The sequence below is a fragment of the Haloarcula taiwanensis genome, assembly GCA_002844335.1.
Lineage (GTDB): Archaea > Halobacteriota > Halobacteria > Halobacteriales > Haloarculaceae > Haloarcula > Haloarcula taiwanensis.
This window is the reverse complement of record CP019154.1, coordinates 925,656-938,387: the sequence shown is the minus strand read 5'-3', so window position 1 is coordinate 938,387 and position 12,732 is coordinate 925,656. Positions and strand designations below refer to the sequence as shown.

Sequence of the window (12,732 nt, the reverse complement as noted above, 5' to 3'; positions counted from 1 at the left end):
GTGGATATGCGCGTCATCTGTGCCGGCCACGTCAACTGGGACGTGACGCTCCACGTCGACCACCTCCCGGAACCCGACGGCGAGGGGCGTATCACCGACCGGTCACAGTCTAGCGGGGGGAGCGCATCGAACGCGGCCGTCGCGCTGGCCGGGCTCGATGCGGAGCCGCTAGTTCTCGGTAGCGTCGGGCGGGACGACCACGGAACCATGGCTCGGCGCGAACTGTCGGCCACCGGTGTCGAGACGGTGTTGATCGAATCGGACAAGCCGACGGCCGTGAAGTACCTCATCGTGGACGAGAGCGGCGACGTTGCAGTGCTTGGAAACGACGGGGCCAACGAGGCGTTCGGCGCGTCGGACCTCCCAGCCGAGGCCCTGGCCGAGGCGGACCACCTTCACCTGACTGGACAGGATCCGACGACGGCTGCAGCGCTCGCACGCGATGCCACGGCCGCGGATGTTCCGGTAAGCTTCGACCCCGGCCGCCGGCTCCCGTACCGCGATTACTCGTCGGTGCTCTCACATGCGGATATCCTGTTTTGCAACGACCGGGAGGCCGACCACGCCAGAGACAGCGGGCTCTTCGAAACAGTGCCGACAGTTGTTGTCAAACACGGGGACTGCGGCGCGACCGCATATGTTGGTGACCGAACAGTCACGAACGCCGGGTATCCGATAGACTCTGTGGACACTGCAGGCGCGGGCGACGCGTTCGCTGCCGGGTATCTGCTCGCCAGCGCACAGGAGAGCGGCCCAGAGCGCGCGCTCGCAGTCGCCAATGCCTGTGGTGCACTCGCGGCGCAGTCACCCGGCGCACAGACGACGCTCGACTGGGAGTCGGTGTGGGCCCTCGTCGACAGCGGGCACTCACCGGACCCAGTTTAGTTCGCCTGTATCTCTTCGACGAGGCGCTCGAACTGCTGGCGGTACTGGGCTTCGGCACGAGCGGTGGCGAGGCCGGACTCGTCAGCGAAGGCGGCCTCGAAGCCGGCCATCCGCCACAGGAGCGTCGAGAGCTGATAGAGGGGGCGTCGCTGCTCGTACCCCTCGTCGAACTCCATCGGGCGCATCTCCTGATACCCCTCGTGAAACACCGTCCGGAGCGAGTCGCGCAGTTCCGGGTCCTGAAACGACGAGTCGATAAAGAGAAACTCCGTCTGTGCGAGGTTGTACTCCGGCAGTGCCGCGAGCACGTCCTGCCAGTCGAGGACCGCCGTGATCGGCGCGTCCGCCGTTTGCTCGAACATCAGATTCGCCGGCCTGAAATCGTCGTGAACCAGTCGCGGAACGCCGTCCTCGGGCACCATACTCAGTGCCGGTTCGATACAGTCCCACGCTCGGTCTGTCATGTCCTCGAAGGGCGTCCCGGCAAGGTGCGACAGATGTGATCTGGTGAGACTCTCGAAGTACTCCCGCCAGTTGCCCATCCAGTCACTCACGATAATCCGGTCGTCGTGGAGCGTGAGTCGGCCGAACGCCTCGAATCCGATCTCGGAGTGCATATCTCCGAGGATCCGACCGGACTGTGCCAGCACCCGCTGTCGGTCGTCAGTGGAAAGCCCGGCGAACTCCTCGGCGAGATTCTCGCCGTGGATGCGCTCGGTGACGAAATACGGCGGGACATCGGCGTCGGGGTTGTCCTCGTAGACAAGGATGCGTGGAACAGGGACATCGGTCCGGGCAGCGACGAAATCGTGGAGACAGGGTTCGACGGCGAACGGGACATCGCCCTGTGGCTTGAACTTCACGACGACCTCGTACGCCTCACCGTTGTGGCGCAGCGTTACCATGTAGACATCGCTCTGGTGGCCCCCACCCGGAGTCTCGAACTGGAACCCCTCGTAGTCCGGGCCTGACTCTTTCAGCACGGCTTCGATGTCCTGTTCCGGGGTCTGCACTGCCATACCATATAGTGGGCGAGCAAATAAATCTGTCAATCCCGCCACGGACAGCACTGGCACCCGGTTCAAGCGCCGTCGGTGGCCATCTCTACGCTACGAGGAGTGAAACGGTGAGACCGGTTTCGTCCCGTCGGTCACTTCAAATCGTGCGCCGCCGGCCCTGCTCTCGGTCACAGAGATGTCCCAGCCGTGGGCATCAGTGATCTGTGCGACGATAGACAGGCCGAGGCCGCTGTCACTGCCTGAGAGAGCGTCGACCGAGAGCAGGTCGTTCAGTTTGTCGGGCGGGATTCCTGGTCCGTCGTCGGCGACGTAGAAGCCGATTACTCGGCCTTCGTTCCGCGCATCCGCACTGCCGATATCGGCTGCCCCGCTGTCGACAAGTGGGCCGACCCAGACGGTCACGTCGTCGCCCGCGTGGTCCGCCGCATTCCGAAAGAGATTCTCGAACACCTGTTTGAGGCGGTTCTGATCACCGAACACCGGGGCGGACCCTTCGATCTGCAACGTCGCGTCGGCTGTTCGGGCCATCTCCCATGTCTGTTCGACAATGGTGTCAAGCGATATGGCAGTGCGGTCTTCGACTGCATACCCCTCCTTGGCAAGTGTTAGCAAGTCATTGATGAGTGATTCCATGCGAGCCACGCCTTCCGCCGCGTCGTCGAGGTGGGACAGGTCACCGCTCTCTCGGACGAGTTCAATGCGTCCCTCGACAACGTGAAGCGGGTTTCTGAGGTCGTGTGAGACGACACCGATGAACTGTTCCATCCGGTCGCGCTGGACGCGGAGGTCATGCTCGCGCTCGGCTTTCTGTAGTGCCGCCTGAACGTGCGTCGCGTACATCCTCGCGAGTCGAACCGTTTCATCGTCGAACGTAACGGGGGTTAGCGACCCAATGTTGATAACGCCGTACTCGGTAAGCGGGAGGATGATCTCGCTGCTGACGGGGGAGTTTTCGTTGTACTGGCGCTGCTCGTCGTCGAGTTCCGAGTACGTCCGCACTTCGTCCTGCTCGAACGCCTCCCACGAGAGGCTGTTGCCGGGTCGGTAGGTAACCGGCCAGTCGAACACCTCGTCCGCCCGCTCCGTCGACGCGGCCAGCTGTAGCTCCGTCGCGTCGCTGTCATACAGCCACAGTGCTCCGAGTGGCAGGTCAAACACAGACGAAATCTCCGACATTGCGATTTCGCAGATCTCTCGCTCGGACTCCGCAGCCATCAGCTGTCGTGTTACAGCCTCGAACGAATCGAGATCGAATGTAACGGTTAACTCCCCACCCATCCCGTACAAATCATGCAACTCGGTATATAAAACTCGGTGATTCTGTGTCAGTGATACGTTACACGGCGTCGCCAGTCCGCCGATGTCGCGGGACCTATGTATGCACAGCCCTCAGGAAGCAGTATGCGAACGGTCGAAATCGACGGCCTCCCGGTGGGTGATGGCCACCCAACGCGCGTCATGAGCGTGCTGAATATGAGTTCGAACTCCGGGTACAAACCGAGCGTGTATCTGGACCCAGCCGAAGCCGCCGACGCTATCGAGGAGAACCTCGTCCCCGCTGGGGCAGATATCATTGATGTCGGCCTTCAGTCGGCGAACCCCAAATACGAGTCCAAACCGGTCGAGATGGAGAAAGACCGGCTCGAAGAGGTCGCGCCGCTGGTCGACGAACTCGACGCCGATGTGCCGCTGTCGCTCGAAACGCGCTACGCTGAGGTGGCCGAAGAGGCCATCGGCCACGGTTTCGACCTCATCAACGACGTGTGTGGCTTCGCCGACCCGGAGATGAAAGGCGTCGTCGAGGACCACGATATGCCGGTCGTCAAGATGGCCAGCCCGCCGGACCTCTCGCGACCCGGCGCACTGAAAACTATCGACGACATCTTCGAGGCGCTTCAGCGAGACGGGTTCACGGATAGAACCATCATCGACCCGGCCTTCGGCGGCTGGTACGACGGCAAGGAGTTCGAGGACAACTGGGAGATGTTCCGTCGGCTGCGGGAGTTCCGTGCCTTCGACCGGCCGATGCTCACCGCGACCAACCGTGAGGACTTCCTCGGCGATCTGGCCGACCAGCCCGAGACGGAGAACCAGCTCGCCGTTTCGCTGGCCGCAGCGACGATGGAAGTCGAACGCGGCGCACACATCATCCGAACACACGATACGCAAGAGACACATGACGTGGTCAAAGTGGCCGACGCGCTCGGTGACGAGCGGACGACGCGGGCTGAGACCGACTCCGGCCCCACCGTGTCGGAACTGACAGACGTGTCTCTGCGTGAGGTCGCGCGCCATCAGGCCCTCGGTGAGACGGTCGCCGGCGGCACCGACAACGGCGCGACGCTCACGTTCCTGCTCGGCGACCTGACCGACGACGCCCGCTCGAGTATCCGGGCTGTCGCCGAGGTGACTGACGTAGTGGTGGTCGAGAAAGACAGCGGCAGCCTCTACGTCGGTGGTGCCGCGGCTGCGCTGAAGGTCGTCACCGACAGCCTCGCCGAGGACGGACACCGGGAGCTTGCCGGCGAACTACGGGCCTCGCTGTCCCGGCGGGTGTAGGCACCGCGGCTGGTCCGTACTTGCAAGTGACGGGATTTTCATAGACTACTCCGCAGCGGTCCCACAGTGGCTGTCCGTGGAGACGAGCGAATTACGCGGAGCGGTCTGCGAGTCGAAAAAGTCACTAGCCGCGCATCAAATTCAAGACCTCATCGACAACATCAGGTTCAACCGCGATAACGTAGCGGCTTCCTGGCGTCAAGGTCGTGTCGGCACGGGCGATCCGCTCACCGTTATCGTCGGAGACAACCAGCGTCCCCTCGGGAAAGCGTACGTCTGTGAGTGCTTTTCCGGCGGCTGGAGCACCGTCAGCGACGCGGACGAGCATGATATCGAGGTTGCCTGTCACGTCGGCAAGCGTCTGGACATCACTCCCAAGGATTTCGTTCGCTGCCACCCTCGCACCAGCCCGTTCGGGAAAGACCACCGCATCGACAAATCGGGTGTACGCCTTACCGGCTGTGCGGTCGATTCGCGCGACCGTCCGAATATCTGGTGTCAATTCCGACGCAGCTAAACACACCGCGAGGTTCAGCCCGGTTTCACCCGTGAGCGCGGCAATCGCGTCCGCTCGGTCGATGCCTGCCTGTTCGATGATCTCCGGATTCGTCGCGTCGCCTCGGATAACCGTCGCGACCCACTGATCGGCGATTTCCGAGACCATCCGTTCGTCCCGTTCGATGATCGTCACGTCGTGCCCGCGGTCGGCAAGTATCTCAGCTGTCTGGAAGCCGACGCGGCCACCGCCTGCGATGATAATGTCAAGTGTTCGGGTCATGAGTTAGTCTTCAGCCTCAGGTGTTATTTCGCTGGCGGCAGTCGCCTGCTCGCGGTCCGATTGCTGTTTTACCCGTTTGAGGGCGAAATACACGACTGCGCCGAGCACGATCCATGCGACGCTGAGTGCCAGGGCCAGTGGATCCGTCCGGAGCAGAAACTCTATCAGCACCCCGGTCAGAATCAGATTGAGTGCGATACCGATTATCGGTGGTGCCGGGTAGTATGGCATCTCATACGGCCGATTCATGTTCGGTCGCTCCCTGCGGAGTCTAATGACCGCGACGTTGACAATGATAAACGAGAGCAGGAAGAACAGGCTCGACATATTGCCGGCGCTCTGTGTCGGCAGTGCAACTGAGCCAAGCATCACGACGGCACTGGTGAGGATAGCAACGAAGGGCGTCCCGTAGCGGTGGTGTATCTGGCCAATCGAAGGGAGTAACTGCCCTTCGCGCCCCATCGAGAACGCGACGCGCGACGACGCGATGACGACGGCGTTGAGGGCGGTAAGCGTCGAGAACACAGCCCCGAAGACGATGAGTGCCCCACCGTTCTGAATAACCGGGAGCCCGGTCGGCATGAACGACGTCGCGGCCGCGGCGATACCGGCTTCGCCAGCGTCGGCGAGTCCCTCGGCTCCGAGCGTTCCGATAGCGACTGTCACAACTGCCAGATAGACGACGACAGTCACAGCGAGGCTAATAAAGATCGCTTTCGGGATGTTTTCCCGCGGGTTCTGTACTTCCTCCGTGACAGTGGTGATGAGGTCGTACCCCTCAAAGGCGATGAAGGTGAGCCCCATCGCCGGCAAGACGGCAGCCGCTCCGCTCCCCTCCGGGAACAGTGGCTGGAATTCGGCTCCCGAAAACATCGGTGACGCGAACCCGAACGCGACGAACACCACCAGAATAGACACTTTGATTATTGTGAAAATCGTCTCGACACTACCGCTGGCGGCCGTCGAGACGGCGTTGAGCGCCACGAGACCAAGGACTGCAATAAACGCCAGCAAAAAGGCCGGCGGGAGCGCTGTATCAATGACCGGAACTGCAACGGCGCCGACCTCGTCCGGTGACGGGACCACGCCGTAGACGTGCAACAGTTCGAGAAAGTTCGGCGCAAATCCCAGTGCATACAGCGCTCCCGCAATCATGTAGGCGAACCAGAGCATCCAGCCCATGATGAACGAGGCGAAGTCGTCGAATATCTCCCGCACGAACGCGTATCCACCGCCGCTCTTTGGAATCGAAGCGGCGAGTTCCGCGTACGAAAGTCCTGTGAACGCCGTCACGACGCCGTTCAGTGCGAAGACGAGAATCGCGGCTGGGCCAGCGATTTCGGCGGCCAGTCCCGTTAACACGAAAATACCGGCCCCAATCATCGCACCCATCCCGATCATCGTCGCGTCGAGGAGTCCGAGTTCAGCCTCGGGCGACCGCGTCTGGCTCTTGCTCATTGCGTTCTGGTTGTAACTGGCGCGCTGTCCATCGTACGCTGTATGTGCTTCGCTCGGTCCATTTGAGTACCGGGGGGAGTTCTCCTATTGTAAGAACTGTGATGGGATTTCATTAAGCCTTCTGCCGCGTGACCGCCGATTCAGCCAGTTGCGTTCCCGCTCGGTTAGAACTGGCGGGGCATTGAAGATAACACATCGATAACAGTACAACAATGGCCCGGACAAAGCGATTCGTCATCGCCGGCGGCGGCCGCGTCGGGAAACAAACCGCCGAAAACCTCGTTGAACAGGGGCACGACGTCCTACTGATCGAGTCCGATGCGGAACGCGTCGAGGCGCTATCGGATGCGTATATCGGCCCAGTTATCCACGGGGACGCCACGCGACCGTCAATTTTGGAACAGGCAGACCTGTCGGAGGCTGACGCTATCGCCGCACTCACTGACGAACCGGGCACGAATCTCGCCATCTGTATGGAGGCACAGCAGTACGCACCCTCGATTCGGACCATCGCGAGAGCAGAGACGGAGACGGACCAGGAGTACGGTGAAGTCGTCGACGCAACGCTACTTCCCGAATATCTCGGTGGAGACTACGCGGCCGATATACTGACCGGTGAGGATATCCGAACGCTCGTCTACCCAACCGCTGACCTCGATATCATCGAGGTGAGTGTTGCTCCGTCGGCCCCCGTTGCAGGGCGTCGTCTCGACGAGATCGCGCTTCCGGCTGGCAGTCTCCTGATTTCGACGGCCGACCGAACGGAACTCGCAGGCGCTGAGACGGTGCTGGAGCCTGACGAGCAGTATATTCTCGCCGTCGAAACTGATGTCGTCGACGAAGTGTTGAATCTCATGCGCGGGTAACAGGCCGAGTTGTCAGCCTGATAGTCAGCATCTCTTATTATTTATTCGTATGCGAGAAAGCGGATACACACGCTTAACAGCGAGTAGGTTCTCCCACCACTATGACCAGTGAGCCCACGGACGAGGGTCTCCTCGGCCACGTACTTCTTCCCGTCACTGACGAGGATGACGCGCTGGCGACGGCGAAGGCGCTCGAACCGTACGAACCGAGCAGCGTGACCGCCTTGCATGTCGTCGAAAAGGGCGGTGGCGTTCCGGACAAGACGCCGGTCGAACAGTCTGAAGAACTGGCCACAGAGGCGTACGCTGCCGTCCGGACAGTGTTCCCTGACGCCAGCGAACACACCGCGTACGGCCGAGATGTCGCGGAGACGATATTCGAGGCCGCTGCAGAAGTGGACGCCAGCGCTATTGCCTATCGGTCCCGTGGCGGGAACCGACTCATGCAGTTTCTCTCCGGTGACGTCTCCCTGAAACTGGTGACAAATTCGGACCGGCCCGTCATTGCACTCCCCCGAGAGGATGGAACATGAGCGAGGAAGACCTTGCCAAGGACCTCGGACCGCTGGCGGCGCTGACTATCGGCGTCGGGACGATGATCGGCGCGGGGATCTTCGTCCTCCCGGGCGAGGCCATCCTCAAGGCCGGGTCGCTGGCGTCCGTGGCGTTCATTCTGGGCGGCGTTATCGCCATGTTCACGGCGTTGTCGGCTAGCGAACTCGGCACAGCGATGCCGCGTTCGGGCGGGGCCTATTACTACGTCAACCACGCGCTCGGGCCGATGTTTGGCTCGGTCGCCGGCTGGGCCAACTGGCTCGGTCTGGCCTTCGCGAGCGCGTTCTACATGGTCGGGTTTGGCCGGTACATCGCCCGCATCTTCGGTCTCTCCGGCAGCGTCGGCGTCGGTCCGATATCGCTCACCGTCGTGAAACTTATCGCACTCGTCGGCGGGGCCTTCTTCGTCCTCATCAACTACGTCGGCGCGAAGGAAACCGGGCGACTGCAGAACATCATCGTCGTCCTGCTTATCGCCATTCTCTCCGTGTTCACACTCCTCGGAACGCTCCGGGCAGAGCCGTCGAACCTGCCGGCCGCTACTGACGTGGTTACGACTCTGGAGACGACGGGACTCATCTTCGTCTCCTATCTCGGCTTCGTCCAGATTACGAGCGTGGCCGAAGAGATCAAAGACCCCGGAAAGAACCTTCCGCGTGCAGTTATCGGCAGCGTCGTCATCGTGACTGTCATCTACGCGCTCGTCCTCGTGATAATGAGCGCGGCCGTTCCGCAGGGGTTCATCGCGGACATCATCAGCTCCGACGCCGAGAACCCGATCGCCGTCGTCGAGGTCGGGAGCTACATTCAGGGGGCTGTAATGGGGGGTGCGCTCCTGTTCGGCGGCTTGCTCGCTACAGCGTCCAGCGCGAACGCCTCCATCCTCGCGTCGTCACGCATCAATTTCGCGATGGGCCGTGACCGGATCGTCACGCCGGCCCTCAACGAGATACATCCCCGCTACGGGACGCCGTACAGAGCAATCGGCATTACCGGCGGCCTGATTCTCCTGTTTATCATCATCGGGGACCTGACGCTGCTCTCGGGCGCTGCGTCGGGCCTGCATCTCATCATCTACGGATTACTCAACGTCGCACTCATCGTCATGCGGTACGTGAATCCGGAGGAGTACGCACCGGATTTCGTGGTGCCGTTGTATCCTCTACTGCCGATTCTGGGAGTCGTGCTCTCCTTTGCCCTACTGGTGTTCGTTGCCAGCGACGCCCTGTTGCTCTCCTTTGGCATCGCCGCCGCAGCGATACTGTGGTACGGGTTCTACGCTCGGTCGCGCACCGAAAAACAGGGCATCCTGTCGAAACACATCATCTCGCGGTCCGACGAAATGCCGGACGCGGCCGTCAGCGCGGCCGCCGGCGTCCAGCCCGATGGCGGGCAGTACCGCGTGATGGTCCCACTAGCCAATCCTGCACACGAACAGGACCTCATTACGCTCGCCAGCGCCATCGCCAAACAGCGCGGCGGAACCGTAATCGCGACCCACATCGTCACCGTCCCCGACCAGACGGCGCTTTCGGCTGCCGCCGACCGATCCGATGAGATCGACAAGAGCTCACAGCAACTGCTCGATAAAGCTCGCGAGGACGCCGAGACGTTCGGCGTCGATGTCGAAACACACACCGTCCTCTCGCACAAGTCCTACGAGGCTATCTTCGACGCCGCCCGCACGCAGACGGCGGACCTCGTCGTGATGGGATGGGGGCCAGACGCGCACGGCTCGCCCGGGCGGGCGGAGTCTGCCATGGACGAACTCACAGAGACAGTTCCCTGTGACTTCCTCGTGCTCCGTGACCGCGGGTTCGACCCCTCGCGTATCCTGCTTCCGACAGCCGGTGGGCCGGACTCCGAGCTGTCGGCCGCCATCGCGAAACTGTTACAGTCCGAATATGGTTCCGACGTGACGCTGCTTAACGTCGACGACGACCGCGAGGCAGGCAAGCAATTCTTGCGGGAATGGGCGGCCGAGCAGGGGCTTGAAGACGCGGAGCGCCTCGTCAAATCCGGCGATGTCGAGACCGCGATCCGGAACGCTGCCACCGATTCGACGCTGCTCCTCATCGGCGCGACCGAGGAGGGTCTACTTCGCCGGCTCGTCTCCAAGTCGCTCGTGCTGGACGTTGTCGACGACGTGGAGTGTTCCGTCCTGCTGGCGGAGAAACGCCGCGACCGCGGCCTGCTTGAGCGGCTGTTCTGAGTAGCCGGTATTTTTTCTGAGACTCCTGCGACGCCATCTCCTGACTCCCCTGACTATCCGCGGAACCAGAACCGCGACATGCCTTTTCGACGCTTCACATCAGCTCATCGTGAAGGTCGTGGAACGACGCGATAGTGAGATCCGGCTCGCCGGCGAACGAGTCCCAGGGGCCGTCATCGCGATTGACCCAGACGCCCTGCATCCCGGCGTGCATCGCCCCGTACACGTCGAAATACCCTGCAGTGACGTGGGCGATTTCCTCGATCTCAGTCGACGTCCGGTCCGATGCGTGACGGTACAGTTCCGCCGCCGGCTTGAACGTCTGGATCTCGTCGGCACTGACAGTGTCTTCGAGCAGGCCGCCGATACCGGCGAAATCAACCATGGAGTCGAGCATCTCGGGGTTCCCGTTCGAGACGACATAGAGGTCGTAGCCGGCGTCGTAGAGTTTGTTCATGCCGTCACGAACGTCGTCGAACACGTCGAGTTCGTGGTAGACGGCGAGAATCTCGTCGCGCTCCTCGGTAGTGATGTCGACGCCGTGGACATCGAGGGCGTACTGGAGCGCGTCGCGGTTCATCTCGTAGAACGGCTTGTAGGCGTCGATCTGGTTAGCGAGGAACGTGTACGCCAGTGAACGAGAGCGCCAGAGCCGGGATACCGGTTTGGGGTCATCTACCCGGTCGGCGAGGGCTTTCTGAGCCGCCTCAACGTCGACGATGGTGCTGTACGAGTCGAACGTAATCGTCGTTACGCGGTCCGGGTCGAACGACATAGGCCCCCGTAGAACCGGGTGCCTCATATAGCCGGTCGCCAAGCCGGACGCACAGCTGTTCGGCACGGGCAGACTCACGACGCTGGGCGTGTTGTGGCCGGTTCCCGCTCAGTGCGCAGACGTCTCCGAGAGGACGGTGACACAGTACACGCCGATGATGATGCGCAATATCCCGACGGCACCGGGGAGGTCGATAGGCCGGTCGAACACGACAGTCCCGATCGCCACGACACCGACGATTCCCAGCGCGGCCCAGGTGCCGTAGACGACGCCGAGACGGGGAACGGGACGTGGGAACCCTTCTGAGAGTTTCAGCGACGTTGTCCCGAGCAGTTCGGACACAATCACGGCTCCGAGGAAGGCGTATGGGTTCACTCGTCGAGAATTGTGGACAGATACGATACATTTCGACTGTCGTCACCTCACCAGTCCCCTTTCCGAGACGCTCCCGGCCCAGTTGACCGTCCTGTGAATAAACCGCGGACAACGGGCGACACTCCCCCTCTCATGTGGCTTTATCTCCCGTGCGGCCGCACTGCGAGCCATGTTTCAGGTACATACGTTCCAGCCGACAGGAGTACGGCCGGTCGCCGCTCGACGCGTGGAGGGCGACAGATGACAGCGCGAGACGTGTATCTCCCGGTCGCAGCCCAGCCGTCGGTCGACACGCTTGTCGGGATGAGCCAGCAGGCCGAGGACAGCGGCTACGACCGGGTCTGGCTCCCGGAGACGTGGGGGCGGGACGCAGTGACGACGCTGACCAGCATCGCCGAACACACGTCGGCGGTCGGCCTCGGCTCATCGATTCTGAACGTGTACTCGCGGTCGCCGGCGCTGCTCGGCCAGACCGCAGCGACACTGCAGGAGGTCTCAGACGGCCGCTTCCGCGCTGGCGTCGGCCCGTCCGGGCCCATCGTCATCGAAGGCTGGCACGGCCGTGAGTTCGAGAGCCCCCTCAAGTACACCCGAGAGACAGTCGACATCATGAAACTGGTACTCTCCGGGGAGACCGTCGACTACGACGGAGACATCTTTTCGCTGTCCGGGTTCCGGCTGCGCTGTGAACCGCCCGAACCCGCGCCCCCCGTGGATGCCGGCGGTCTCGGACCGAAATCAGTCGAACTCGCCGGTCGCTTCGCCGACGGCTGGCACGCGCTGATGCTGACCGCTGACGGCCTGCGGGACCGGCTCGAAGACTTCGAGCACGGCGCGGACCTCGGCGACCGCGACCGCGCCGACCAGCGGGTAACGCTGTCGCTGACGTGCTGTGCGATGGACGACCGGGAGCAGGCCCGCGAACTGGCCCGTCAGCACGTCGCGTTCTACATCGGCGGGATGGGGACGTTCTACCGCGACGCGCTGGCCCGGCAGGGGTACGAGGACACCGCCTACGAGATCGCCGAGCAATGGGGGTCGGGCAACAAAGCGGCCGCCGTCGACGCGATCAGTGACGAGCTACTGGACAGCATTGCCGTTGCCGGGACACCTGAAGAATGTCGTGACCGTATCGCACAGTTCGAGACTATCGATGGCGTGGACGCGATTAACATCTCGTTCCCCCGCGCTGCGGAACGGGACACTATCGACGCGACCATCGACGTGTTAGCACCCTGAAGTGGGGAGTG

12 protein-coding genes are annotated in these 12,732 nt (G+C 62.3%); 6 read left to right on the top strand and 6 right to left on the bottom strand.

Annotated features, from left to right (window positions below):
• The first annotated feature begins 6 nt into the window (after positions 1-6).
• Positions 7-885: a sugar kinase gene (locus BVU17_04855; GenBank protein AUG46880.1), complete on the top strand. Its 879-nt coding sequence runs from the start codon at positions 7-9 to the stop codon at positions 883-885.
• On the opposite strand, the gene BVU17_04850 is transcribed toward BVU17_04855, so the two are convergent.
• Together BVU17_04850 and BVU17_04845 are read right to left on the bottom strand one after the other, a co-directional pair.
• A complete protein-coding gene (locus tag BVU17_04850) occupies positions 882-1,898 on the bottom strand; it encodes a phosphotransferase (GenBank protein AUG48838.1) in 1,017 nt (338 codons plus the stop codon). The two genes, BVU17_04855 and BVU17_04850, sit on opposite strands and share 4 nt — an antisense overlap.
• A gap of 96 nt (positions 1,899-1,994) precedes the next feature.
• On the bottom strand, positions 1,995-3,182 hold the full coding sequence (locus BVU17_04845; GenBank protein AUG46879.1) for a histidine kinase: 1,188 nt from the start codon (positions 3,180-3,182) through the stop codon (positions 1,995-1,997).
• A 123-nt stretch (positions 3,183-3,305) separates the two neighbouring features.
• On the opposite strand from BVU17_04845, the gene BVU17_04840 reads away from it, so the two are divergent.
• Entirely contained in the window at positions 3,306-4,463 is a 1,158-nt protein-coding gene (locus BVU17_04840; protein AUG46878.1) for a dihydropteroate synthase, read from the top strand.
• A gap of 124 nt (positions 4,464-4,587) precedes the next feature.
• Here BVU17_04840 and BVU17_04835 read toward each other — a convergent pair whose 3' ends face one another.
• Positions 4,588-5,241 carry a potassium transporter Trk gene (locus tag BVU17_04835; GenBank protein ID AUG46877.1) on the bottom strand — a complete coding sequence of 218 codons (654 nt, stop codon included), beginning with the start codon at positions 5,239-5,241 and terminating at the stop codon, positions 4,588-4,590.
• 3 nt (positions 5,242-5,244) lie between these two features.
• Positions 5,245-6,699, bottom strand: coding sequence for an amino acid transporter (locus tag BVU17_04830; protein AUG46876.1), 1,455 nt, complete (start codon positions 6,697-6,699; stop codon positions 5,245-5,247).
• A gap of 212 nt (positions 6,700-6,911) precedes the next feature.
• On the opposite strand from BVU17_04830, the gene BVU17_04825 reads away from it, so the two are divergent.
• The 3 genes from BVU17_04825 (at position 6,912) to BVU17_04815 (ending at position 10,332) form a co-directional block, all read left to right on the top strand.
• A complete protein-coding gene (locus tag BVU17_04825; GenBank protein AUG46875.1) occupies positions 6,912-7,565 on the top strand; it encodes a potassium transporter Trk in 654 nt (217 codons plus the stop codon).
• 101 nt (positions 7,566-7,666) lie between these two features.
• Positions 7,667-8,098 carry a universal stress protein gene (locus tag BVU17_04820; protein ID AUG46874.1) on the top strand — a complete coding sequence of 144 codons (432 nt, stop codon included), beginning with the start codon at positions 7,667-7,669 and terminating at the stop codon, positions 8,096-8,098.
• On the top strand, positions 8,095-10,332 hold the full coding sequence (locus BVU17_04815; protein ID AUG46873.1) for an amino acid transporter: 2,238 nt from the start codon (positions 8,095-8,097) through the stop codon (positions 10,330-10,332). The genes BVU17_04820 and BVU17_04815 overlap by 4 nt, the downstream gene beginning before the upstream one ends.
• Positions 10,333-10,426: 94 nt before the next feature.
• On the opposite strand, the gene BVU17_04810 is transcribed toward BVU17_04815, so the two are convergent.
• Entirely contained in the window at positions 10,427-11,107 is a 681-nt protein-coding gene (locus BVU17_04810) for a haloacid dehalogenase, type II (GenBank protein ID AUG46872.1), read from the bottom strand.
• Between the two features lie 108 nt (positions 11,108-11,215).
• Entirely contained in the window at positions 11,216-11,482 is a 267-nt protein-coding gene (locus BVU17_04805) for a QacE family quaternary ammonium compound efflux SMR transporter (GenBank protein ID AUG46871.1), read from the bottom strand.
• A gap of 240 nt (positions 11,483-11,722) precedes the next feature.
• On the opposite strand from BVU17_04805, the gene BVU17_04800 reads away from it, so the two are divergent.
• Positions 11,723-12,721: an LLM class F420-dependent oxidoreductase gene (locus BVU17_04800; protein AUG46870.1), complete on the top strand. Its 999-nt coding sequence runs from the start codon at positions 11,723-11,725 to the stop codon at positions 12,719-12,721.
• Positions 12,722-12,732 lie beyond the last annotated feature (11 nt).